This window comes from Vibrio metschnikovii CIP 69.14, from assembly GCF_000176155.1.
GTDB lineage: Bacteria > Pseudomonadota > Gammaproteobacteria > Enterobacterales > Vibrionaceae > Vibrio > Vibrio metschnikovii.
Genome location: NZ_ACZO01000007.1, coordinates 586,838 through 611,595 on the forward strand (window position 1 = coordinate 586,838; position 24,758 = coordinate 611,595).

The following is a 24,758-nucleotide window of genomic DNA, read 5'->3' on the forward strand; positions in this document are numbered from 1 at the left end:
TCATGAGGTTCTCGATGCAATAGCTGGCAAAACCCAGTGGGTAATCCAGCCGATCATTGAGCGTAGAAGGGGGAAGATTAGATAAGATCTCACTTGCTCTCAAAGGGGGGCGATTAAAAAATAAATGAGAGAGATAAGATAATGAAGAAGGGCAAAGCCCTTCTTCATTAAGAGATTTATAGTGAAATAAACAAACCAGCCAAACAAGCACTCATTAGGTTAGCAAGAGTACCAGCAATCACGGCTTTCAGGCCTAAATTAGCCACTTCTGCTCGACGTTCTGGTGCCATAACCCCAATCGAACCAAGCTGAATCGCGATAGAACCAATATTGGCAAAGCCACATAAAGCAAAGGTAATCACCACTTGGCTGTACTCAGACAGTGCATCTTTATGTTGGATAAAATCAATAAAGGCCACAAACTCATTCATGATCACTTTTTGACCGATGTAAGAGCCCGCTTGAATCATTTCATGGGCCGGGATGCCGAGTATCCAAGCCAGTGGTGCAAATAGATAGCCAAGTAAGAGCTGTAAAGTGATGCCTTGTAAACCAAACAGCTCAGCAAAGCTCTCTAACCCAGTATTAACCATCGCGATCACGCTGACAAAAGCGATAAGCATGGTTCCGACCGCGACCGCCACCTTCATGCCATTCATTGCGCCGCTTGCGAGAGCATCAATGACATTACTTTGTTCGCTACCATCAATGTGTACATCGGTCTGATCGCACGGTTTTCCTGCTTCAGGAACGATGATTTTCGCCATGAGCAAGCTACCTGGCGCCGCCATAAAGCTAGCGGCAATCAGATATTTTAGCTCAATACCGAGTCCTGCATAGCCTCCGAGCACACTACCCGCTACAGAAGCCATACCGCCAGTCATCACCGCAAATAGTTCTGAGCGGGTTAATTTAGGCAAAAAGGGACGTACTAATAGCGGGGATTCACCTTGTGACAAGAAAATGTTGCCTGTAGCGACTAAAGACTCGGCTTTGCTGGTGCCTAAAAAGCGCTGGATCCCGCCGCCTAACCAAGCGATGACTTTTTGCATAATGCCTAAATAGTACAGCGCAGAGATAAGCGCGCTAAAAAAGATAATGATCGGCAAAACACGAATTGCAAAGATAAACCCAGTATTGGCTAAATCACCAAATAAGAAGGCGATGCCTACATCAGCAAAGCCTAACAGACTTGCAACCCCTTGACTGAGCGCACCAAGGGCGGCTTGTCCCCAAGGAAAGTACAAGACCAGAGCCGCAAAACTAACTTGCAGTAATAATGCTCGTGAAACCGTTTTCCAATTAATAATCGCGCGTTTCTCAGAGAGCAGATACGCCAAAGCGAGCAAGACCAGCATGCCCAATAAGCTAAAGATAATCGTCATAATTTTTTTCGATGTCGTGAATGAATGGAAAGAGAGTGGGTGTCATGTTTATAAAAGGCGGGAACAGGCTACGGCACTGGCTAGCAGTGTAGGAGGGAAGTAATGACCTAAGCGGTCGCCGTTGTCTGTTCATAAAGCACCTTTACAAGCAAAGTTAACGAGCTGGTCCTATCCTAGGGTCGTTCACTATTCCATATGACGGCTTGTATTGGTGAGTTCGGATGCACACCGAGCGCGGAGTATAGCGGTACAAAAAGAGATTTTCATCACATTTATTCAATTAATGGATGCGCAGTTTCGATTCTTTCACCCATTAAGCTAAGTAATCGGTTGCTTTGAACATTCCCTGCCATATTTTTATTGGATCATCATTTTATGATATTTCTATATAAAGCGTTATCTCTGAAATAACGCCTTGCTAAGCAAAATAATCAATGAAGAGAGTAACGAATATGTAGCATGGCTATGCATTAATAATGATTAACTTTTCTTTTTCCAGCGTTCGATTTGTATTCACCGTAGAGTAATTATTGAACCAATAGATTTAGATAGATGAGGGGAAATAAGTATAAATAGCTTAAATTATTGTCGTTATTTATCGAGATAATGTATTTACTTTTCAGTCTATTAAGTTAATTTTTGTCTTGTATATGGTTGGTTTTTTGTTAAAAGTGTTGATATTTTTCTTTATTTGAATTTACTATGTAAACACGACAAAGTTAATCAATGTTTAGCAATAACCACCAAGTTTTAAATAAATAGTAGCACTTTTGGATAATAATCCTTACTTGTTAGCATAACGTGTCAAAAATAATGCATTTTTAGTGATGAGTAGACAGTAAGAATTATTTGTGTGGCTATTTTGCATGGTTATGTTCTTCGCTTACGAACAAGAACATAGCCCATCACAACAAGGATTCAAGTTATGATGCTTATTCGCCCAGTGACTAGGGATGACAAACCCGCATTGCTAGCCTTAGCTAAAAAAACCGGAGTGGGATTCACTTCGTTACCTCATCATGAACAGCGTTTAGCGCAGCGAATTGAAAGAATGCTGGCGACTTGGCAAGGAGAAGCGCCGCTGCATGATCAAGGTTATCTGTTTGTCTTGGAAGAGACAGAAACTCAGCAAGTGGTTGGTGTGAGTGGTTTAGAAGTGGCGATTGGTTTAAATGAACCGTGGTACGATTTTCGGGTTGGGACTTTGGTGCATGCCTCCAAAGAGCTGGATGTTTATAACCAAATGCCGACCTTATTTTTAAGTAATGATCATACGGGATGCAGTGAGCTGTGCACACTCTTTCTCGATCCTGATTTTCGATTAGGTAAACATGGCCATTTATTATCGAAAAGCCGGCTGCTGTTTATGGCCAGTTTCCGAGAACATTTCACTGATAAATTGATTGCTGAGATGCGAGGCGTCTCTGATGATAGTGGCCATTCACCGTTCTGGGAAAGCCTCGGCCGACGATTCTTTTCGATTGATTTTAGCCAAGCGGATCATTTAACGGGGATTGGCCAAAAGGCATTCATTGCCGAATTAATGCCAAAACATCCTCTGTATGTCGATTTTTTATCGGAGCCTGCTCAGCAAGTGATTGCTAAGGTGCACCCTAACACTGAGCCTGCGCGTAAAATTCTTGAAGATGAAGGGATGCGTTATGAAGGCTACATCGATATTTTCGATGCCGGCCCGACTCTGGAAGCGTACATTGATGACTTACGCATGGTTCGTGATAGTGAGTTATGTGAGGTATTGATCAGTGACTCGCCACCACAAGGGGAGGTTACATGGTTGATTGGTAATCTTAATTATCACCATTATCGAGCGATGATCAGTAATGCGCAATACGTTGATCAGCAAATCTCGCTGACGGCTGAGCAAGCGGATCAATTACAAGTACAGCAAGGTGATAAAGTCAGAATTGCCCCATTATTTGCGCAGCCGCGCGTGACCGCGAGTTGTTAATTTCCTCTTTTAAAATCAATAATAATAAGGACGTTGTCTATGTCAGCTTATGAAGTGAATTTTGATGGTCTGGTTGGGCTTACTCATAATTACGCAGGACTGTCGTTTGGTAATGTTGCGTCAACTTCAAATAAAAATGCGGCTTCTAATCCACAGCTAGCTGCGCTGCAAGGGCTCAGCAAGATGAAAGCACTTCATGATATGGGGTTTGTACAGGGCATATTACCTCCCCAAGAACGCCCTTGTATGGCGACTTTGCGTGAATTGGGTTTTAGTGGACGCGATGAGCAAATACTGGCTAAAGTTGCCAAGCAAGCTCCGCAGCTTTTAGCCAACGTAAGCTCCGCTTCATCGATGTGGGTCGCTAATGCTGCGACGGTTTCTCCTTCGGCAGATACGGCCGATAGCAAAGTTCATTTTACGGTTGCTAATCTGAATAATAAATTTCATCGTTCAATTGAGGCCACGACAACCCGCCGAGCACTGCAAGCGGTATTTTCTTCTGCTGAGCATTTTGTCCACCATGCTGCGCTGCCTCAGCAAGCTCTTTTCGGTGATGAAGGGGCGGCAAATCATAATCGGTTATGCCGTGATTATACTGCGCCTGGGGTTGAGCTGTTTGTGTACGGTCGTCAAGCATGGGGAGGAGCCGTTGAACCACAGCGTTTTCCTGCTCGACAAACTCGTGAAGCGAGTGAAGCAGTGGCACGGTTGCATCAATTAAACGCTGCGCAGCGAGTGTTTATCCAGCAAAATCCAGCGGTGATCGACCAAGGGGTTTTTCATAATGATGTGATTGCGGTTAGCAATGGACCGGTATTGTTCCATCATCAGCAAGCGTTTCTCGATCAAGCGCGTGCTTTTGCTGAGCTAGAGCAAAAACTGAATGCCTTAGACAGCCCATTTATCCCGATTGAAGTTCCGACCGAGTTAGTTGCGGTGCAAGATGCGGTAGACAGTTACTTGTTTAACAGCCAGCTATTAACCAAAGCCAATGGCAAAATGCTGATTGTCGTTCCTGAAGAGTCTCGTCAAAACCCGCGAGTGTGGGCGTATCTGCAGCAATTGATCACCAGCGGTGGCCCGATTGATGAAGTTAAGGTGTTTGATCTGCGCGAAAGTATGTGTAATGGCGGCGGCCCAGCTTGTTTGCGTTTGCGTGTTGTCCTCAATGCATCAGAGCTTAAAGCCATTAACTCCCGATGCTTAATGGATGATCAACGTTTTGAAACGCTCAATCAATGGGTGAAAAAGCATTATCGCGATCGATTACTTGAAGCGGATTTGGCTGATCCGCAATTATTAATAGAGAATCGAACCGCACTTGATGAGCTAACTCAGATCATGGGCCTCGGGTCGTTATATCCATTTCAGCAAGCCTAATACATTGAATCCGTAGAGCAGAGGTGAGTTCTTTGTTCATCGGCAATAATATTTGGTCATCCGGATCATTTTCCGCGTTAAGCGTTAATCTTGTCTGTGAAAATTCTCACTATTGAGAATTTTCACAATTAATGACTGTGTTTTCCCGCTAAAATGGAAACAACCTCTCAAAAATGCAGCTCATCTCTAAGATACATAAACCCTTTTAGCCAATTTGCGGCGCGGTTAACAGAGACTATGGGATTCGATTGAGTAACGCTGCTGGATTCTCTAATTTGACGCTAGGCACACTCTATTTAGGCCATGGTCATGTTCTCTCGTACCCTAGCAAAACAGCTCTCGACTTGCAGTAGTCATCGTATGTTGACTGAGGTTATCTTTCCCTTTTTACGCCAGATACTTTTACCTCAGGCGATGCACATCTTCCATGCACCTTCTCATCCTTATCAGGCAAAGAGTATTTTTACAGTAGGGCAACCGCTGTCAGTGGCTCAGTATCCAGAGACGTTTTGGTTGTGGGCCGCCCAATTTGATTGTGCCGATAATCTGATCCCTCTCGCTACTAATACTTGCAACTGGGATTATCAGCAGGACATCCCATCAGAAGCGTATTTATTTACCCTCGATAACCACAGCGATAAACGGACTTATCTCTTGTTTGAGGGAGTCTGTGAGCAGCGGGTGAGTCAGTTATTGGCGACGGGGGGGCTTGAATGCTTACCGCTGATAGCGGCTCGTTGGCAGTGTATCCGCGCCGAAACGGACGCTGCGCAAGAGTTTAAGCTTCGTGATAGCCGTGAGGCTAAGTATCGCGATGAGTTAACGCAGCGTGAAATTTTTATTGATAACATGAAACTGGTGCATCAATTAGCTCTTACCTTATCAAATCCGAGCAATTTGGATGAGTTGCATCGTGCATCGGTTGAAGCGGTGCGCGATAAGCTGGGGTTTGATCGAGTGGCTTTATTTTTATTAGACATCAAAAAACGCTGTTTTAGCGGCACTTATGGGACGGATGAGCAAGGACGAACGATAAGTGAGCATCATACTCAGTTCGATTTACATCAGTTAGAGCCACGATATATCGAAGCGATCGCCGACGGAAACTCAACGTTGGTGATCATCGATGATGCGCCGTTGTATACCGCAGGTGAGGTGATCGGGCAGGGATGGAATGGCATGCTATTGCTGCGTGATGGTGAAGAAGTGTTTGGTTGGATAGCGATGGACAACTATTTTCGTCGTCAACCGATAGGTGATTATCAACGCCAGATGCTCGGTTCTTTTGCTTCGTTATTGGCGCAAATTTATATTCGTAAACGGCAGGAACAAAACATGCGCATGTTACATGCAAGCATGGTCGAATTATCGCGTTGTTTGACGGTGAGTGAAGTGTGTAAAACGGCGGTAGCCTTTGCGATTAAGCGCATGGGTATCGATCGCATGGCAGTATTTTTGACCGATGAACAGTGCGGTTATTTGCAGGGGACTTGGGGAACTGATATTCAAGGGAATATCGTCGATGAGGCATATTTTCGTAGCTCTGCGATTGATAATGAAATCGTCCTTTTGGCCAAACAAGCACCAAATGAGGTGGTGTTCAAAGAGTCGGTGCCCATCTATCACGATAGTCAAATTGTTGGATTTGGTTGGACGGCGATGACGATGTTAACTGATAACGATAAACCATTGGCGTTTATTTCAGCTGATAACCTGATCCGCCGCTCTCCGTTAACGTCTCAGTTACGAGAAGTGATCCGCATGTTCGCCTCGAATTTAACCGAAGTCTTGATGCGTGCTAAAGCTCAGCAAGCGATCAATGAATTGAATGAAAACCTAGAGCGTGAAATCTATAACCGTACCCGAGAGCTACAAAAAGCCAATGAGAAGCTGGATTTGCTGGCCAAAATGGATCCACTGACGCGTTTAGGCAATCGGCGTATGTTGACTCATTTGTTAGAACAAACCTGTGAGCAATATGCGGCTAAGCTGGTTGATTATGGGGTTATTTTGCTCGATATTGACCACTTTGGCTTATTTAATAACTATTATGGGCATCTTGAGGGAGACATCGCGTTAATGCGGATTGGTAAAGTGCTCAGTCAACATACTCAGTCTGCTGGAGAGCAATTTTGCCGGATCGGCGGCGAAGAGTTTGTCTTGCTACTGACTAGGCATAATGCTCAGCAAGTCGCCGCGTTAGCCGAAACGATTCGCTGTGCGGTCGAGCAAGAGAATATTCCACATCACACTAGCCCTGTTTCTTCATGTTTAACGGTCTCGATTGGTTACTCTGTTGCCCGTTTTACGCCGAGTGAAATTCAATTTGAGCGTATGTACGCTGAAGCCGATAAAGCGCTTTATCAAGCAAAGCATCAAGGACGCAATACCGTGGTTGGGGCCGAATTGACCCCAACTACGCCTGACTCGTTTGAACACCTCTCCTCTTAATATCAAAGTCGGTATTCTTAGTCTTAACGTGTCTAATCCTATAATTTCGCTAAGGGGTGCTGAGTTTTGGCTGCCCGCTTTAGCGCTTCTTGCTGAAGACGTTTTATCAGCGTGTTAAGAGCTTGGTAGTCACACGTTTGGCTTTTTAGTGAAAATTTATTTTCATGCAGTGTATTCAGGGTTTGCCGTACTTGCTCTCGCTCTACATGAGTCAATGGACTTTCATTTAACCAGCGTGAGAGTGCATGGTTAATCATCATCGCATCTTGAGTGGTTAAGGCATTCTGTAGCTGTTGCCAAGCGGAGCTAGGCTGAATGTTGGTTGTTTCTTGTTCATTCAATCGGGTATGTTTTCGATATAAACGCCAATACAATCCGAGCGTGACTAGCCAGAAAGTCGCCAATAAGGCGGCCAGATAAGGCCATAATCCCGCCTCTTTAACAACTATTGTTTGAGCAGACACTGCTGTCGTATGGTTCTGATCAGAGGGCGAGATAGCATTGATGGGCTGAGTCGCCGAAACATCAAGGGATAAGCCTTTCGCTTGGCTTAATTGAGCCTGTTTAGTGCGGCTATTCCACCAATGAATATTGATATCAGGCAGCAGAATTTCACCACTTCGCCGTGGGATCAACACCTGTTTGAGTTGCATCAGTGTATCTCCGTTATCTAAAGTGGTGAATTGTGGCTTTTGCTCGTAAACGTTAATCGAATCAGGATAACTCAGAGCAAGAGAGGGCAGCTGCTCTGCAGAGAGCCCAGCCACTTGCAGGGTAATATCTCGGGTTAGAGTATCTCCCACTTCGAGAGGATAAACGCTATCGGTGATAGGTGTGCCTTGACTGTTGGTCCAATGATCGGTGAGCGTCAACTGTGAGGTCGGTAGCCATGCCCCTTGGTAGTCACTCGGCTGCGGTTCAACCACTAATGAATAAGTGTTGGGTTCAGTCTTGAGGGGAATAATGCGCGCTCCACCATGTAACGTATTTCCTAAAAGGTATGAGCCTTGAAAACGAGGTTCAACTAAACGATATTCCCCTGCTTGAGTCGCTGTTAAGCGATACTGCTGCTCAATAATGGTCGCTTCTATCCCTGCGATCACCGTCTGATATTGTTGAGTTTCACCAATCTGACCAATGGTCATCCCATCTACGGACGGTGGTGTGATATGGGTGTTTTGTAAGCGGCGGCGATCCGCTTTGATGGTAAGACGAGTTGTTAAGACGGTACTTTCTGCTGGATACAGAGTATCCCGTGACAAGGTACTCTGTAGTTGAATAAGTTCATCCATCTGTGGTGCTTGTTCATCAACGCTGACTTGTATCGAGATGGGATCGGTGCGTTGGCCGTTAAGCTCAAAGCTTGGGATAGTTAAGATCCCTAAGCGATTGGCGGCTAGCGATAATGTCCATTCGCTGCGCTGGCTACGTTGATTGTTAATGATATTGACTGAAGACACAAAGCTTGGGCGGCTGGTAAAAAAGTTCTCTTCTAGATGACTAAAATCAATCGCTTCTGCGTTGGCCGGTTGATCACTGACAAGACGCAGCTGAAAGCCCTCGTTTTGGACGACTTTATTTTTGCTGACCGTAGCATAAAACGATGCACTATAAGCCGAGAGGCTGATGCTAGTGAGCAATATCATTAGCCAAAATGAAAAGTTGAGTCGTAACAATTTCATCACCATGGATTACCTTGATTTTGGGGAGTTGATTTCTCTTGAGCTTGTAAATAAAGCTGTGCACGTAATAAAAGACTCGGATCGCGAGCACTTTCGACTTGCTCTAAACGGCGCAGTAGCGGATCGCTTTCTTGTGTACTAGCTGGGGTTTGATCCACCGTTGGCTCATGGGGCAAATCTGGTTCTAATGCATTCGGCTCGGTCGGTGTTGCTGCTGAGTCAGATGTCTTTTCATCCGCATTTAACGTATCTGTATTGGACGAAGCCGAAGGCTCTGCATTCGGGCTGTTATCTTGGGGCGATTCTGATTGCGCTGACGAATGTGAGTCATCATCGTTTTTGGGCGAGCTTTTCTCTTTCTCAGAGCTCGGATTGGCTTCGTTGGTTGGTGAAGAATCTGCTTGCGACGAAGCATCGTCAGCGTCAGACTCTTGTTGCTGTTGCTGTTGCTGTTGCTGTTGCTGTTGCTGTTGCTGTTGCTGTTGCTGTTGCTGTTGCTGTTGCTGTTGCTGTTCAAGTGCTTGCTTTACCACCATTAAATTATGCTGCGCATCAGCATGCTGCGGATTATTGGCGAGTATATGCTGATAACGTTGTAGCGCTTCGGTCAGCTCACCAGCTTGGGCGAAAGCATTGGCTAGATTGTATTGTACTTGCTCGCTGGGATTCTTGATTTGACTAAGCACGTCAATCGCACCTTGATAATCTCCGGCTTGATAGCGCGCAACACCTTGCCATTCTGGTTGAGAAAATAACCGTGCTGCGGTTTGATAATCACCTTGTTGATAAGCCCGCAGCGCTTGCTGATTTTGATTTAGCCATGCAGAGGCGTGTGCCGGTGAAACGGTTAAGCCACTACTCAGTGTTAGTAACGCAATCCAAATATAGCCACGTCTAAATAGTAATGCGGCTGGTAAAATGAGCAATAAAATCAACCAATAGCCTTGGTTTATTGCCACCGAGAGTGACTCGGCTGGTGTGGATAATGAAGCTTGATACTGAGATTGAGTGGCATTTAATAGACGGGTGACATCCTGATCATCTCCTCGATAAGCAACGAATAAGCCTTGCACTTCGTTAGCTAAATCTTGCATCAGTGAAAAATTAGTTTTAGCAATGACCGGTTGGCCATATTGATCGTTGAGTAGTGTGCCATCAGGCATAGCAATGGGTGCTCCACTTTCGGTTCCGATACCGAGCAAGCTTAACTGCCATGGTTTACCACGCACTAAAGCAGAGATCGCCGATGCTTCATTGGCGGAAAGATCGTCGGCGGTTAATAGAATATCGCCTTGTTGAAATCCCGCTTGTTGGAGCATCTCAATGGCCAGTGCTACCCCTGCCGCCGCATTGGCTCCCGGTAATGGCATGATACTTGGCGATAAGTTCGGAACTAAGCTCGCAATCGTGGCTGTGTCGGTAGTTAAAGGGCTGACAATATAGGCATCCCCAGCGTAGGCGACCAAACCTGTGCTGCCTTCTTGCCAGCCGTTGAGTAAATCGAACACTTTGTAACGAGCTTGAGACAGTCGATTTGGCTTGATATCGGTAGCATACAGCGAGCGTGACATGTCCATCACCACGACACGGCCACTCTGCTGGCTATAACTTGGCCGAGGCTGTTTTTCAAAACTAGGTCCTGCTAAAGCAATGAGGGCGATTAGCCAGCATACACCGAGCCCACCCAAAACAAGTGATTGCCGCTGACGACCCGCTAACCCTAATGCTTGGGCCAAATGGGGGGCAATGAGAGGTGTGGTTGTGGCGTATCGCAAAAGCCAAATAAGCACGAGGCCAACAGGTAGGATCCCGAGTAACCATAGGGGCGAAAGAAACATAAATTCAGACATGATGTCTCCTCAGCATCATCAAAATGATAGAAAGTAACAAACTTAGTGCTAACGGATAGCTGAATATTTCTTTTTGAGGTCGCCAAACATGAGTCGCTTGCTGAATCGGTTCAAGTTTATCGATCGTCTGATAAATGGTCTGTAAATCGTGTTTATCGCGCGCTCTGAAATACTGTCCCCCCGTCAAGTCGGCAATCTTTTGTAATGTTTCTTCATCAAGATCTTCAGCAGTATTAATACGACGCGTCATAAAAAAATCTCTTACCATCATTTCACCAGCCCCCACGCCCACCGTGTAAATCGTGGTGTGATACTGTTTAGCGATGTGTGCGGCTTCGATAGGATCAAGTACGCCGGCATTGTTACTGCCATCACTGAGGAGGATCATCACCCGCTGCGGGGCATCACTCTCAATAAAGGTTTTGGTCGCAAGGCCAATACCATCGCCGATGGCAGTTTGAGTGCCGATCAGACGTAAAACGGCTTGATTAAGCTGTTGAGCGACCGTGGTTCTATCGAGAGTGAGCGGTGTTTGTAAGTAGGCGTGATCCGCAAAAAAAATCAGTCCGAGGCGATCGCCTTGCCGCTGAGCGATAAAGTCACTAAGTACCTGTTTGACTGCCGTGAGACGATCGATATAGTCATCGCCTATTTGCATGTCTTTTTGATTCATAGAATAAGACAGGTCGACCACCAACATCATATCTCTATGAGGCTGAGAGTGTGTAATGGGTTCACCATACCAAACAGGGCGTGCTGCCGCTGCGACGAGGCATATCCAAAGTGTTAGCACCAAACCTTTCATCAGCCATTGCTGTGGTTGGTGGTTATCACTGGACGGAGGAAGATAAGTGAGAGGTACTGCAGTAGTGGGTGGTTGCGGCGGTAAAAAAAAGTACACCAACAGTGGCAGTGGCAGTAAAGCCCACAGCCACCACCATACAAATTCAACGTTTGCCAAGGTTTCCTAAACTCCTCTTTTTCGGGGGCAATGCTTTATCTATCCACAAGTAGCAATCCGCAACCAAACGCTCCGGATGCTCGATGGGCTGTTTTTGATATAAGGCTTGTTGCCATAACGTGAGATTTGGCACAAAGAGAGGTTGCCCGAATTGGTTATCTAAAAAAACGTACCAGTCATGGCCCGTGAGGTGAGCAATGTCTTCACGTGGGAAATAACACAGCGCGGCTTGTCTCAGTAACTCGATGGCAGATGAGGGAGTTTGATAACCCGCAGGCATACCGAGTAATCGTAATGCGGTTTTCTTCGGAGCGAGGCGCTTACGTTTCCAGTGAATCAAAAAAGCAACCAGCAAGATAACGCTAACAGCGGCTGCCGCGCTTACCCACCATCCCCACGCTAATGGCCACCAAGAGGGCAAAGCAGGAAGATGAAGAGCATTAAGGTCGAGTAGTGATGAGGCTGCCTGCATTTAATTTAGAGTCCGGATAGTTGTGGTAACAAAGGCCGCCCACAAGAGAGTAGGCGATAGTCCATTGCCATACGTTGGCTCAATAATTTTAGTTTTAGTTTCTGAGATTCAAAGGATTTTTTGATACCGTCGCGGGTATTATTTTCTGAAAAGTTGAGCCAGAGCGTGTGTTGGTTATTTCTTACTCGCTCTCTACCACGAAAAGCGGTGATCCCTTGCTCCAATGGATCGGCAATCTGTACTATTCGGACTTGATTGTGACGGCTTAATCGACTTAAGAGTGGCTGCATAGTATCGTCATAGCGTATGAAATCGCTGAGTAAAATGATTTCACTGCCTTTAGGACAGAGTCGATCAAGCGTGAGTAAGCCTTCCTGCATGGAAAAATTTGACGCAGTGGTCGTCTGCTGCGCTTGTGTTTGTCTACTGACTAGTTCAGATAGAATACGCAATGCGCCATTACGCCGAGCGGTGGGTTTTAGTTCAATTAACTGGTTTCCAAGATCAATAACCGCGCCAATTCGATCTTGTTGCGCCACGGCTAACCAACTGATTAAACTTGCCATATGAGCGGCTTGCACGGATTTAAACAGTAAAGTTGAACCAAACTGCATCGAAGGGCTAAAATCGACATAAAGAATAACGGGTTTTTCTCGCTCTTCACAAAAGAGCTTAGTGTGTGGTTTACCCGTTCTTGCTGTCACTCGCCAATCGATGCTTCTGATATCATCGCCAGCCTGATATTGGCGCACTTCAGCAAAATCCATCCCACGGCCAAGTTGACGGCTTTGGTGCTGACCGAGCAATGGAGCCCACAAACTTTTAGCTGGAGGGAGCCATTTCACGGCCTGTTGCTGGTAAGGCAGTAGTTCTTCAAGGCATAAGGTAACGCCATTGGCGTGCTCAGGTAATGATGATAGAGAAAGATTGGTCATCTATTTATCCTAGGCGCTGCCGACTAATGTCAGTAAGTGAGCAATAACTTGGTTAGGCGTGATGCCTTCTGCTTGTGCTTGATAAGTTAACAGTAATCGATGGCGAAGCACGGGATAGATCATCGCTTGAACATCCTCCGGGCTGACAAAGTCTCTGCCACTGAGCCAAGCATGAGCACGAGCACAACGGTCTAAGGCGATGGTTGCGCGTGGGCTAACCCCCATCTCAATCCATTGAGCTAGTGTTGAGTCATACTCACTGGGATGACGGGTGGCCATGATAAGGCGGATAATATACTGCTCGATGGCCTCAGCCATATGGATATTGAGTACGGTTTGTCGAGCAGAGAAAATATCCGATTGACTCAAGACGGGCGGAGTAATAGAACGCTGTCCCAGAGCTTCTCCACGGTTAAGACGCAAAATAGCCAATTCATGTTCAGCATCAGGATAGCCAACTTCTAAATGCAATAAAAACCGATCCAACTGCGCCTCAGGTAAAGGATAAGTCCCTTCTTGCTCAATCGGGTTTTGTGTCGCCATCACCAGAAAAAGTGGCGGTAGTGGGTAGGTTTTACGACCTGCGGTGATCTGCTTTTCAGCCATTGCTTCTAGCATTGCCGCTTGTACCTTGGCAGGAGCACGGTTGATCTCATCAGCGAGAACCAGTGAATGAAAAATAGGCCCAGGTTGGAAGGTGAATTCTCCCGTTTCTGGGCGGAAAATATCGGTACCGGTTAAGTCTGCTGGCAGTAAATCAGGGGTAAATTGTATACGATGAAACTCGCCTTCAATGCATTCAGCCAGTGATTTTACCGCACGAGTTTTTGCTAATCCTGGGGGGCCTTCAACCAAAATATGCCCATCCGCCAGTAAAGCAATTAGCAACTGTTGGATTAATGAAGATTGACCAATCACTTGCTGGTTTAAATAGTCTTGTAGTGTTTGGAAGGTAGTTAACTGCATTGACCTTAAACTCCCGATAGAAAAATCAGCTTTTGGTCAATGTATTACCCGAAAAGTTCCCACCAATACAGCAAAAAAATGCGGTACTTGAACCGATTGGTGATGATTTCGACGCCGACATTACGATGAGAAATGGGACTAAGTTCGGTATATAAATAAATGATTGGAAGAATACTCACCAAATTGCAATCCATTTCGTGATTTTTAATGGTTTTGTGCTAAACCTCTAAGTAGCAAAATTTCGATTTTATTAGTCTCAGCAGACATTGTTTGGTGAAGAGGATCCCATGCTCAAAAAATTAAGAATGACATCAAGGCTGATCATTGTGTTCAGTATTCCTTTGACCATCAGTTTGTTACTGGCTGCTTGGATAGTAACCAATCAAGTCAGCTCCAGAGTGGTGGGGTTAGGAGAAACATCAGTCAGCCGTACGGCGCAAAGTAGTTCGGAAATGGTCAGCAGTTGGGTAGAAGCCCGCATGGCGGTCGTCCGCTCTTTAGCACAAACCGAGACGTTAGCTTCCGGAGATACGCAAGCCATTTTTAACTACGTTAAACACTTTGGCAAAAACATGAGTTCAGAATTTGAAGTGATGTTCTTTGTCGATTTAAAAGGGGATGCTTACCACCACAACGGCGTTGTTGCGAGTCGAGCCGATCGTGGTTACTTTCAGCAGTTAGTGGTACAAAAAACTCAGCAGTCACTGGTCAGTGACCCGCTTTATTCGGGAACTTCAGGCAATGCGATCATTGTTTTGGCTCATGTGGTAAAAAATCATCGTGGTGAAGTGATTGGTTTATTAGCCGCAACCGTAACGCTCAATACTTTGACTCAACTGGTTGATAGTGTCGCTACCAATAATTCAGAAGCGTGGCTGGTTGACTCGCGCGGTGTGTATGTGGCACACAAAACAGCAGCCAAACGCCTAAAAGATAATGCAACTCAGGACAGCAACGCGGCTTACGCACAAATGAGTCGCTTAATGGTTGCTGGTCAATCAGGGTTAACCGATCTGTATTTAGAAAATAAGCAACATTATATGGTGGCTTACCATCCAGTTGCGAATACCCCTGGCTGGTCGCTTGCTGTTGCTCAACCGTACGATGATATTATCTCTACGGCACGTGAATTAACGGTCACCTTGTTACTGGCTTTTGCGGTGACCTTGATTTTATTAATTGTCATCATTCTGTTGGTCGCCAAAATGATTGTCAGACCAATCAACGAAACACGTGAGGCACTAGAGCAAATTGCCGCGGGAGATGGTGATTTAACTCAGCGTCTTAATGAAGAGCGCCACGATGAGTTTGGTGATTTGGCGCGCAGCTTTAACGCGTTTGTGGGCGGGGTGCATAGCTTGGTAAAACAAGTGGCTGAAGCTTCCATCCAGTTAGGTGCCGCGGCTGAGCAATTGGCGGTTTCAAGCCGAGAAGCGAATGATCAAGTACAGAAACAACGTCACGAAACGGATCAAGTGGCTACCGCGATGACAGAAATGGCCGCAACGGTGAACCAAGTTGCAGAAAATGCCGGTAATGCGGCTCAAGCAGCGGACCGTTCAAGTAAATTTGCTCAAGAAGGCGAAGTCGTGGTGACGAAAACCACTAATGAAGTTCTATCCTTAGCGAAAGAAGTACAAACCGCGGTTAATGTGATAGAGAAACTGCAGCAAGACGCAGATTCTATCGGCAAAGTGCTTGAGGTGATTCGTAGCATCGCTGAGCAAACGAACTTACTGGCTCTTAACGCAGCAATTGAAGCTGCTCGAGCTGGTGAACATGGCCGAGGCTTTGCGGTGGTTGCAGATGAGGTTCGAACATTGGCGACACGTACGCAAAGTTCTACCGAAGAAATTCGTGACATTATTGAGAAACTACAATCAGCGTCGAAGAATGCTTCGCAAGTCATGGATGGTGGTTATCGTAAGGCCAATGAAGTGGTCGACTGGGCCGAACAGGCTTCGGAAAAGCTGCGTGAAATTACCACCGCAATCATTACGATCAATGACATGAACATCCAAATTGCGACGGCAACCGAGCAACAATCAATAGTGGCTGATGATGTAAACCAAACACTCAACCGAATCAGCGGTGGGGTAGAGCAATTATCCGATGGCTCAACCCATATTGCGGCGGCCAGTGATGAGTTGGCACGTTTAGCGACGGGTCTACAGAATAGAGTCGGTCGGTTTAAGGTTTAAATTTTACTCTCTTTTCAATCAACATCGCCCCTAAAACTAGGGGCTTTTTTATATTTTTTCTACCTAAAAATCGAGTCATAGTCACTACCATTATTACTCTCAATGATCCTCAAAGACCAATCGACAACGGCATCAATTTTTTGAAAAAGTGTATGGTTGATTGACAGTCTCGCTGTCGCCTTACGCGATTGGAGTATTGATATTTGGTGAATAATTATTAGTTTTTAATGAATTGAAGGCTTACCATTATGGTGAGATATGCGTAAATATGAATTGGTTGCCGATTCTATTATACTCCTGACTTGATAATGTTGGTTCTACCCCCCTGAAGGGATATCTATATAAGGTTGTACTATGTTTACATTCAAAAACATGACCATAAAAAGTAAGGTTGTGCTCGGTATGACGCTAGCCGTTTTAGCGTCGACGACCATTCTTGGTTTAATGGCTCAGCATCAAGCTAGGCAGACGCTAGAGCACCGTTTAGTTGATATTGAGCTCCCAACGATGCTGCATCGAATTGCGGAACAAATTGATCGAGACGTTAGTACCCTATTGCAAGCTTCTCAACAGATTGCAAACAATGTGTTTATTCAAGAAGTGATTGCGACCACCGATAGAAATGCAGAGCAAGAAGCTCAGCTTATTCTTCAGCTCAACAATATTCGTCAGCAATACCGTTTAGATGATGCTTCAGTGGCGAATCGAGAAACGGCTTTTTATTGGAATCAAAATGGATTTCTCCGCCAATTGAATCGTCAGCAAGATGGCTGGTTTTTTGGTTTCACGGACTCTCAACAGCCAACGATGGTCAGTATGTTTAGAGAGCCGACTGGAGAGGTAAAACTGTTTGCTAACTACCAAATTGTCAATGGGATTAGTATGTCGGGTTTGTCTAAATCAATGGATGACATGGTACGTTTATTGACCAGCTTTAAGATTGAACAAACCGGCTTTGTTTATCTGGCGAATGCTCAGGGTGAGATTCAAGTTCATCATCAAAAGGATAAACATCAACGTTCATTAAGCCATATTTATGGCCCACAAGCTTCATCTCTACTTAATAAATCAACCTTTAATTTAATGACGGCTCAAGACAGTGGTGAAGAGGTATTTGTTGCCAGTCTCTATATCCCGAGTATGGATTGGTTTGTCGTTGCTTCTGTGCCTGTTCGAGAGGTTTTTGCTGATCTGAATAGCATGGGACAACGGATGATATTATTAACCTTGATGGTGGCTGGAGGGTTCATTGTTGTTGGGATTATTTTGGCCAATAGTATCGCCAAGCCTATCCGTCAGATCGCTCAACGATTTACCGATCTCGGACAAGGCGATGGCGACCTGTCTCAACGTATTGAGATTGAAGGCACTGACGAAATTGCTCAATTATCACAAGGATTTAATGGTTTTATTGATAAAATTCATCAATCGATGAAAGAGGTTTCTGCGACGAGTCGAGCGTTGCATCATGCTGCAGCGAACGTCTCGAATAAATCGCAGACCACGTTTGATAATAGCCAGCACCAGCGTGAACAGACAGTCCAAGTTGTGACAGCCATGAACCAAATGGGATCGACGATCAGTGAAATTGCCGCTAATGCTGCTACCGCTGCTGAAACCGCCAATGAGGCGGCAACAAGCACGCTACAAGGCAAAAAAGTGATCACTCAAGCCAAAGACACCATCGATCGTTTAGCCATTGATATGACAAATACAGGCGAAGTCGTTGGAGAGTTGGCGAAAAAAACGCAAGATATTGGCAGTATTTTAGATGTGATCCGAGAGATATCTGAGCAAACCAATTTATTAGCATTGAACGCAGCAATCGAAGCCGCGCGCGCAGGAGATCAAGGTCGGGGCTTTGCGGTTGTTGCCGATGAAGTTCGTAATTTAGCCAGTCGTACAGCAAGCTCGACGGAAGAGATACAAACTATGATCCATCAACTACAAGCTGACGCGAAAGAGGCGGTACAAGCGATGGAAATGGGACAAAGTATTTCAACTGAAGGGGTTGAATTCACCCAATCAGCCGCTCAAGAGCTAGAAACCATTTTACTGAAAATCCGAGATATTACCGATAGAAATACTCAAGTTGCTACGGCGACAGAAGAGCAATCGACGGTTGTTTATACCATTAACAGTAATGTTGAAGAAATTAATGTTGTGAATGAGAAAACGACCGTGACGGCGGAACAACTCGCTCAAGCGAGCCAAGAGTTAAGTGACTTATCACAGCGTCTTGATTCGATGGTGAGTAACTTTAAACTCTAACGTAGTCTAGCTACCTTGTGGTGACTTAAGTAGACTACAAGGTTTTTAATTGAAGAGGCATAGTATGAACGATATTGAACAAGAGTTAGAGAACATGACCGCCCAGCTCAGCGATCAACCTGAAACACCACTACCAAGCTTGGAAGAACAGCGTGCTTTGGTGGCTGAATTTAAGCGTTTAGAAGCGGCGGGTGAACTGACCCCAGAAATTCTAGAACAACATTTTGGGCCGTTTTTTGCTGCCAGTGATGCGTCTGTTCATTAATATTGTTTTTTTATTCAATCACAAAGGCATTGCAATGTCTTTGTGATTCTCACCATGCAGTCATACGACAAGTAAACGTTTTTTCTCAACGTTTTTTTAATCCATCCTAAACATTTCGTTGCCTAGCTAAAGCGTGATTCTACGCCTTGGGTCTCCACCATCAATAATTCCATAAAGGGGGATGGCGCTTTGCTCCAGCAACCTATAATCATGGTCACTATAATCGAATCGTTCTAGCGAGCTGCATTCATTGATTTTTTAAGTTTTCTTTCGCTGGCTAGATAAACAGGAGTATTCAAGATGATCAGTTCTCAGCCGACGGATGTCATTTTACATGTTTTTGATTGGCCTTATGCCAAAGTCACCGAGCATGCGTCAAAGATTGCCAAAGCAGGCTATAAAGCTGTATTAGTTTCACCGCCGATGAAGTCCTATCAACAACCGAGTGGTACTCCTTGGTGGCAGCGTTATCAGCCACAAGATTATCGAGTGATTGATAATCAATTGGGTAATACCAGCACGTTTCAAGCGATGGTCGCGAGTTTAGATGCGCTGGGTTTATGGGTGTATGCTGATGTGGTATTTAATCACATGGCCAATGAATCAACGCATCGCTTGGACTTGCAATATCCAAGTGATGACGATCTTAACGACTATGCTCAGCGTGATGAGTATTACCAACAACAACGTTTGTTTGGTGATCTATCTCAACCTCTGTTTACCGAAGATGATTTTGTCGAAGCCTTTGGTATTAAAGATTGGCAAGATAAGTGGCAAGTGCAAAACGGACGTATTTCAGGTGGTCCACATGATGCAGGTTTACCTACATTACGTGATAATCCTCATGTCGTTGCACAGCAGCAAGCCTATCTGTTGGCGCTAAAAGCAATGGGCGTGAAAGGGTTTCGGATTGATGCTGCCAAGCATATGACCATTGAGCATCTCAAGCGTGTATGGAGTGAAGAGATCACTCATGATGTACATATTTTTGGCGAGATCATCACCGATGGTGGAGCGACCAAAGCAGAATACAAACTGTTTTTAGAGCCCTATTTAGAGCAAACCCGTTTGGGAGCTTATGACTTCCCCTTATTTCAGACCGTCTTTAATGCGTTACAGCCTAAAGGCAGTTTAAAAGCGTTAATTGACCCCTACTGCTTTGGTGAAGCGTTATCGAAAGAGCGCGCTATCACGTTTGCTATCACTCATGATATTCCTAATAACGATGTGTTTATGGATCTCGTGATGCCAGAAACGTTAGAGTCGCTGGCGTATAGCTATATTCTTGGTAGAGATGGCGGAGTACCGTTGATCTACACGGATTTAAACCCAAGTGGACTCTGTACTCGTAATGGAAAACCGCGTTGGCAGAATGCTTGGTGTGATCCTAAGATTTTGGCTGGGATTGCCTTTCATAATCAAATGCATGGATTGCCCATGTTACCTATCGAAGCCAGTGATGATCTATTGGTCTTTCGTCGTGGCGAACAAGGGGTCGTTATCATCAATAAATCGGCTCGTAGCCAATCGGTTGAGCTTAAGCAATGGACGAAGGGATTGTACGATCTCTACACTAGTGAGACGTTTGAAGCCCAAGGTAGTATGACGACTATTGAAACGCCAGCAATGAGCAGCCGAATGCTGGTCGTTCAGCGATAGTGGATGATTTATCATCTTGATACGGAAAAAGCGCCTCTTGAATCGATAGATCGATATCAAGAGGCGAGACGTCGTTAGCGAGATTTTTAGAGAGTTTAAGCCGTTTGCAGCGTCAATATTAGTGCATTAACCAGAAGCGAGTTACCTTATTATTCTAGCTATGATGACGAAAAACGCCAATGAGCGGCTCAATAAATGTACATTTTATGGTTTTTGTTGGAGCAGTCTCTCATTTTTTCTGTTCTTTCTCTCTCATTGACTCATTCATCCCCTGTTACTAATCCACTAAAAACTGATTTGTAGCAAGTTATCTTATTAGCAAAGACGTACTATCAAGAGTAATCAGTAGCGTATCAAGCCACATCGTCTCCGTCTATTGGGCGAAGATGGGCTTTGATGTTGTGTACGCTTTTAATTGCCTTGCCGAATAGTGAGTATTTACTATGCAGAATCTTGTTGAGCGTTTTTTACGCTATGTGACTTATGATACCCAATCTAAGCCGAAAAATACGCACACGCCCAGCTCCAGTGGGCAAATGGTTTTTGCGCGGCACCTTGTTGAAGAATTACAGCAAATCGGATTGAGTGAGGCGAGTGTGGATGAATACGGCTATGTAATGGCCTGCTTGCCCTCTAATGTTCAGTACACGGTTCCGGCCATCGGGTTTATCGCTCATTTAGATACGGCACCAGACGCTTCAGGTAAACACGTCAAACCGCAAATTGTCGAACATTATCAAGGGGGAGATATTGCTCTTGGTAAAGGCGATGAAATTCTATCGCCAATTCAATACCCAGAACTGCATCAACTGCACGGTGATCACTTAATCACTACCGATGGCCATACCTTGCTCGGCGCTGATAATAAAGCGGGAATTGCCGAAATCATTACTGCCATTGAGATGATGATTGCCGATCCTTCCATTCCTCACGGTGACATTTACATCGCTTTCACTCCTGATGAAGAGATCGGTCGCGGTGCTGATCATTTTAATCGGCAAAAGTTTGCTGCGGAGTGGGCCTACACCGTTGATGGTGGTCCTGTCGGGGAGCTGGAGTTTGAAAACTTCTATGCAGCCACCGCTCAGGTTATTTGCCACGGTGTTAATGTTCATCCTGGAACAGCAAAGAATAAGATGGTGAATTCGATGTATCTTGCGAGTGACTTCATTGCCATGATGCCGATGCAAGAGACACCAGAGCATACCGATGGCTATCAAGGTTTTTATCATCTTAAATCCGCTAAGATGGGCGTTGCATTATCACAGTTAGATTACTTAATTCGTGATTTTTCACGTCAAGGCTTTGCCGCTCGTAAAGCATTTATGCAGCAACAAGTACAACGGCTGAATCAACGTTTGGCCAAAGGCCATATTGAATTAGTCATAACGGATCAGTATGCGAATATGAAAGAGCAAGTGATGGCGCACCCACATATCATTGAATTAGCCCAATCCGCGATGCTTGAGTGTGGTATCTCGCCAATCATTAAGCCTATCCGTGGTGGAACAGATGGTGCGCGTTTATCCTTTATGGGATTACCTTGCCCGAACCTTTTTACTGGCGGCTATAACTTCCATGGTATTCATGAGTTTATTACTATTGAGGGAATGGAGAAAGCGGTTCAAGTGATTGTGAAATTAGCAGAAAAAACCGCACAGCGTTACGCATAACGGGTTGTTGTCAATCAACGCTAAGGGGTCGCTTTAGCGTTTTTTTATGGTTTTTGGGTGCTTAAGCAACTTCATGTAGGCATAAGACCATCAATACGGTATAAAACACTCAATAAAAAAGATAATGGATTAGGAATTTTTACCATGCAACATCTCTACGTCGCCATTGCGTTTTTACAAGAAAATAAGTTGATATTAACGCTACTTATTATTTTCTTGATCATGGCACTAAAACGGTTAGTGTTATCGCAAATTCGTGGTGAAGTCTCTTTTTTGACCGAAGAGCAGCGTAAATGGATGTCACGGACGAAAAATGGTGCTTTTGTTGCCACCATTTTAATTTTATTTTTACTCTGGAAATCGGAGATCAGTCAGTTTGCATTATCGGTAACCGCGATTGCGATTGCGATTGTCGTGGCTTCAAAAGAGATCATTCTTTGCTTCACCGGCTCTATTCAACGCGCCAGCTCTCGCTCATTTCGTATGGGGGATTGGATAGAAGTGGGCAAACTGTGTGGTGAAGTGATTGAACACAACATGATGGCGACCGTCATTCAAGAGATTGATTTGCAGCATGGTCAATACCATTACACAGGCAAAACGGCGACGCTACCTAACAGTATGTTTTTTACTTACCCAGTGAAAAATTTAAACTTTATGAAGCGTTATGTCTTTCATAATTTCACCATTATTGTGCCCCGATTTGTCAATTTGTATCCCTTGTTACCGATCATGTATCAGCGAATGGAAACGCATTTTGCTCATTTTATTGATGTCGCTCGGCGTTATAACAATATGATTGAGAAACATGCTGGCGTTGATTTACCCAGTGCTGAACCACACATTGAAATTTCCAGTGCAGGGGCGGGCGAGCAAGTGGTGCACTTTATGATCTTTTGCCCAACCGATAAAGCGAACCAATTAGAGCAATTGATCCGCCGAGATTTTATGGAGGCGTACGAAAACGCTTTTCCACCTGAGCCAGCCGTAGCGCAAGAACCCGCCCAAGAGAGTGAGAGTTAACGCGTCAATTCATTCAATACTGTGGTTTCTGTGCAGTTGTATACCAAGTCGTTTGGCAAGACGAGTTAAGTTGGCACGATCCACATCGAGTCTCCGTGCCGCTTTGGCCCAGTTGTATTCTGCTTCCTCCAAAGCTTGACAGATCAATTGACGCTGAAACGCATCGGTTGCGGTGCGTAAGCCTAATGATTTCTGATCTGACGCCCTGACAGCTTGCTCGACACAAGCTTGTGGAGGATGAGTCGCGATTAAAGACTCATCGAGAGTCCCGATTTCCATTAAATCAATGGTCACTAAGGATTGGTTAGACTGCAGAGCACGAGCTTTGAGTGCGGAACGATTAATGACATGCTCTAACTCTCGAACATTGCCAGGCCATGAGTAATGGATAAGGTAACTGAGCGCTGGAGCGGCGATTTTTAATTGCACGATACCGAGTTTACGCCGGGTTTGTTCCAGAAAGTATCCGACTAATAAGGCTATATCACCAGTGCGTTCACGAAGTGGGGGGACCCAAATCGGATAAACACTTAATCGATGGTAAAGATCGGCTCGAAAACGACCGGCTTGAACCTCTTGTTTTAAATCCCGATTCGTTGCGGCGAGAATGCGAACATTGACGGTCTGTACCGTATCTTGACCGACGGGTTGAATCTCATTGTTTTGTAATACACGCAGTAATTTACTTTGCGCTAATAAAGGCAATTCACCAATCTCATCTAAAAATAATGTTCCCCCATCGGCTAAAGCAAATTTCCCCATTCGATGACGTTCAGCGCCGGTAAAAGCGCCTTTTACATGCCCAAATAGCTCACTTTCAACTAAATTTTCAGGGATGGCGGCACAGTTCACATAGACCATAGGTTGATGTTTGCGAGCAGATAGCTGGTGAATGGTGCGCGCAACCAACTCTTTTCCGACCCCTGTCTCACCATGAATCATAATGGTGAGATCGGAGGGGGCGACAACGTGAATATCCGATATCATGATCTGTATTGCATCACTATTACCAATGATATCCCCTTTTTCTCGTAGCCAAACGTCTTCGTTGAGGGCTTCTAGACGCTGCTGGCTATACTTAGCTTGAGCTTCCAGTTGCGAGAGCGTCAACGCCAGTTTTAGTGTGGAGGCCGCGATCGCCGCTAAAGCCTCTAGACTACGCATGGGGATGTCATTAAAAGCGTTGGGGGTGAGGCTATCGAGGGTCAGAACGCCTAATAACACATCGCCAAAGAGCAAAGGTAGGCCCATACAAGCGTGAATCGGCAGATCATCGTCATGCTCCATCAGTAAACCATCAAAAGGATCGGGGAGTGAGCAGTCGGCTCCGAATCGCACTGGAGAAGTCGATTGACAAATAATATCCAGTCTCGGGTGCTCTGAGATGATAAAACGCCGCCCCAGTGTGTCTCGGGTTAAGCCTTGCATGGCCAGTGGAATAAGTGTGTCATTTTGCCGTGACATCAACACCACACAGTCACATTGAATGGTCTTGCGAATCGCATCCAATAAGCGATGAAAACGATCTTGATCGTTAATACCGCTGGCTAAGCCAATCGTCATGTCTACTACGGTGGAAATAGAAAAATCTTGCATGGTCATCGCTCCTTTT

The 24,758-nt window shown here is 45.2% G+C and carries 17 protein-coding genes; 9 read left to right on the forward strand and 8 right to left on the reverse strand.

Annotation, left to right across the window (positions count from 1 at the left end):
* Positions 1-176 precede the first annotated feature (176 nt).
* Entirely contained in the window at positions 177-1,385 is a 1,209-nt protein-coding gene (locus VIB_RS14250) for a NupC/NupG family nucleoside CNT transporter (RefSeq protein WP_040905244.1), read from the reverse strand.
* 925 nt (positions 1,386-2,310) lie between these two features.
* On the opposite strand from VIB_RS14250, the gene astA reads away from it, so the two are divergent.
* The 3 genes from astA to VIB_RS14265 all read left to right on the forward strand — a co-directional run bounded on the left by astA (position 2,311) and on the right by VIB_RS14265 (position 7,188).
* Positions 2,311-3,354, forward strand: a complete 1,044-nt coding sequence (gene astA, locus VIB_RS14255; protein ID WP_004396907.1) for an arginine N-succinyltransferase — start codon at positions 2,311-2,313, stop codon at positions 3,352-3,354.
* 39 nt (positions 3,355-3,393) lie between these two features.
* Entirely contained in the window at positions 3,394-4,737 is a 1,344-nt protein-coding gene (gene astB / locus VIB_RS14260) for an N-succinylarginine dihydrolase (RefSeq protein WP_004396908.1), read from the forward strand.
* A gap of 309 nt (positions 4,738-5,046) precedes the next feature.
* The gene (locus VIB_RS14265; RefSeq protein ID WP_050782757.1) at positions 5,047-7,188 is read left to right on the forward strand and encodes a sensor domain-containing diguanylate cyclase; all 2,142 of its coding nucleotides are present in this window, start codon (positions 5,047-5,049) and stop codon (positions 7,186-7,188) included.
* A gap of 38 nt (positions 7,189-7,226) precedes the next feature.
* On the opposite strand, the gene VIB_RS14270 is transcribed toward VIB_RS14265, so the two are convergent.
* The 6 genes from VIB_RS14270 to VIB_RS14295 are packed head-to-tail and all read right to left on the reverse strand — an operon-like array spanning position 7,227 to position 14,054.
* Positions 7,227-8,870, reverse strand: coding sequence for a BatD family protein (locus VIB_RS14270; protein WP_004396910.1), 1,644 nt, complete (start codon positions 8,868-8,870; stop codon positions 7,227-7,229).
* On the reverse strand, positions 8,870-10,720 hold the full coding sequence (locus tag VIB_RS14275) for a VWA domain-containing protein (RefSeq protein ID WP_004396911.1): 1,851 nt from the start codon (positions 10,718-10,720) through the stop codon (positions 8,870-8,872). Before VIB_RS14275 ends, VIB_RS14270 begins: the two co-directional genes overlap by 1 nt.
* Entirely contained in the window at positions 10,713-11,681 is a 969-nt protein-coding gene (locus VIB_RS14280; RefSeq protein WP_004396912.1) for a vWA domain-containing protein, read from the reverse strand. The genes VIB_RS14275 and VIB_RS14280 overlap by 8 nt, the downstream gene beginning before the upstream one ends.
* The gene (locus VIB_RS14285) at positions 11,668-12,153 is read right to left on the reverse strand and encodes a DUF4381 domain-containing protein (RefSeq protein WP_040905250.1); all 486 of its coding nucleotides are present in this window, start codon (positions 12,151-12,153) and stop codon (positions 11,668-11,670) included. The genes VIB_RS14280 and VIB_RS14285 overlap by 14 nt, the downstream gene beginning before the upstream one ends.
* Positions 12,154-12,158: 5 nt before the next feature.
* Positions 12,159-13,088: a DUF58 domain-containing protein gene (locus VIB_RS14290; protein WP_004396913.1), complete on the reverse strand. Its 930-nt coding sequence runs from the start codon at positions 13,086-13,088 to the stop codon at positions 12,159-12,161.
* 9 nt (positions 13,089-13,097) lie between these two features.
* Positions 13,098-14,054 carry an AAA family ATPase gene (locus tag VIB_RS14295; RefSeq protein WP_004396914.1) on the reverse strand — a complete coding sequence of 319 codons (957 nt, stop codon included), beginning with the start codon at positions 14,052-14,054 and terminating at the stop codon, positions 13,098-13,100.
* A gap of 287 nt (positions 14,055-14,341) precedes the next feature.
* Here VIB_RS14295 and VIB_RS17105 point away from each other — a divergent pair, with 287 nt between their 5' ends.
* The 6 genes from VIB_RS17105 (at position 14,342) to VIB_RS14325 (ending at position 23,146) form a co-directional block, all read left to right on the forward strand.
* On the forward strand, positions 14,342-16,255 hold the full coding sequence (locus tag VIB_RS17105) for a methyl-accepting chemotaxis protein (protein ID WP_050782758.1): 1,914 nt from the start codon (positions 14,342-14,344) through the stop codon (positions 16,253-16,255).
* A gap of 354 nt (positions 16,256-16,609) precedes the next feature.
* A complete protein-coding gene (locus tag VIB_RS14305) occupies positions 16,610-18,526 on the forward strand; it encodes a methyl-accepting chemotaxis protein (RefSeq protein WP_004396916.1) in 1,917 nt (638 codons plus the stop codon).
* Between the two features lie 64 nt (positions 18,527-18,590).
* Positions 18,591-18,791, forward strand: coding sequence for a hypothetical protein (locus VIB_RS14310; RefSeq protein ID WP_004396917.1), 201 nt, complete (start codon positions 18,591-18,593; stop codon positions 18,789-18,791).
* Between the two features lie 300 nt (positions 18,792-19,091).
* Entirely contained in the window at positions 19,092-20,450 is a 1,359-nt protein-coding gene (locus VIB_RS14315; protein WP_004396918.1) for an alpha-amylase family protein, read from the forward strand.
* A 443-nt stretch (positions 20,451-20,893) separates the two neighbouring features.
* Positions 20,894-22,123: a peptidase T gene (gene pepT, locus VIB_RS14320; protein ID WP_040905253.1), complete on the forward strand. Its 1,230-nt coding sequence runs from the start codon at positions 20,894-20,896 to the stop codon at positions 22,121-22,123.
* 144 nt (positions 22,124-22,267) lie between these two features.
* Positions 22,268-23,146: a mechanosensitive ion channel family protein gene (locus tag VIB_RS14325; RefSeq protein WP_004396920.1), complete on the forward strand. Its 879-nt coding sequence runs from the start codon at positions 22,268-22,270 to the stop codon at positions 23,144-23,146.
* Positions 23,147-23,155: 9 nt separating this feature from the next.
* Here the strand turns inward: VIB_RS14325 and norR are convergent, their stop codons facing one another.
* On the reverse strand, positions 23,156-24,742 hold the full coding sequence (norR, locus tag VIB_RS14330; RefSeq protein WP_004396921.1) for a nitric oxide reductase transcriptional regulator NorR: 1,587 nt from the start codon (positions 24,740-24,742) through the stop codon (positions 23,156-23,158).
* Between the last annotated feature and the right edge of the window lie 16 nt (positions 24,743-24,758).

What these genes read in the sequence shown, in the direction of transcription:
- VIB_RS14310 (WP_004396917.1), top strand. Translation starts at nt 18,591, where the DNA reads ATGAACGATATTGAACAAGAGTTAGAGAACATGACCGCCCAGCTCAGC.
- VIB_RS14265 (WP_050782757.1), top strand. Translation starts at nt 5,047, where the DNA reads ATGTTCTCTCGTACCCTAGCAAAACAGCTCTCGACTTGCAGTAGTCAT.
- VIB_RS14295 (WP_004396914.1), bottom strand. Translation starts at nt 14,054, where the DNA reads ATGCAGTTAACTACCTTCCAAACACTACAAGACTATTTAAACCAGCAA.
- astB (WP_004396908.1), top strand. Translation starts at nt 3,394, where the DNA reads ATGTCAGCTTATGAAGTGAATTTTGATGGTCTGGTTGGGCTTACTCAT.
- VIB_RS14315 (WP_004396918.1), top strand. Translation starts at nt 19,092, where the DNA reads ATGATCAGTTCTCAGCCGACGGATGTCATTTTACATGTTTTTGATTGG.
- VIB_RS14325 (WP_004396920.1), top strand. Translation starts at nt 22,268, where the DNA reads ATGCAACATCTCTACGTCGCCATTGCGTTTTTACAAGAAAATAAGTTG.
- VIB_RS14305 (WP_004396916.1), top strand. Translation starts at nt 16,610, where the DNA reads ATGTTTACATTCAAAAACATGACCATAAAAAGTAAGGTTGTGCTCGGT.
- VIB_RS14290 (WP_004396913.1), bottom strand. Translation starts at nt 13,088, where the DNA reads ATGACCAATCTTTCTCTATCATCATTACCTGAGCACGCCAATGGCGTT.
- astA (WP_004396907.1), top strand. Translation starts at nt 2,311, where the DNA reads ATGATGCTTATTCGCCCAGTGACTAGGGATGACAAACCCGCATTGCTA.
- VIB_RS14285 (WP_040905250.1), bottom strand. Translation starts at nt 12,153, where the DNA reads ATGCAGGCAGCCTCATCACTACTCGACCTTAATGCTCTTCATCTTCCT.
- VIB_RS14270 (WP_004396910.1), bottom strand. Translation starts at nt 8,870, where the DNA reads ATGAAATTGTTACGACTCAACTTTTCATTTTGGCTAATGATATTGCTC.
- norR (WP_004396921.1), bottom strand. Translation starts at nt 24,742, where the DNA reads ATGCAAGATTTTTCTATTTCCACCGTAGTAGACATGACGATTGGCTTA.
- VIB_RS14250 (WP_040905244.1), bottom strand. Translation starts at nt 1,385, where the DNA reads ATGACGATTATCTTTAGCTTATTGGGCATGCTGGTCTTGCTCGCTTTG.
- pepT (WP_040905253.1), top strand. Translation starts at nt 20,894, where the DNA reads ATGCAGAATCTTGTTGAGCGTTTTTTACGCTATGTGACTTATGATACC.
- VIB_RS17105 (WP_050782758.1), top strand. Translation starts at nt 14,342, where the DNA reads ATGCTCAAAAAATTAAGAATGACATCAAGGCTGATCATTGTGTTCAGT.
- VIB_RS14275 (WP_004396911.1), bottom strand. Translation starts at nt 10,720, where the DNA reads ATGTCTGAATTTATGTTTCTTTCGCCCCTATGGTTACTCGGGATCCTA.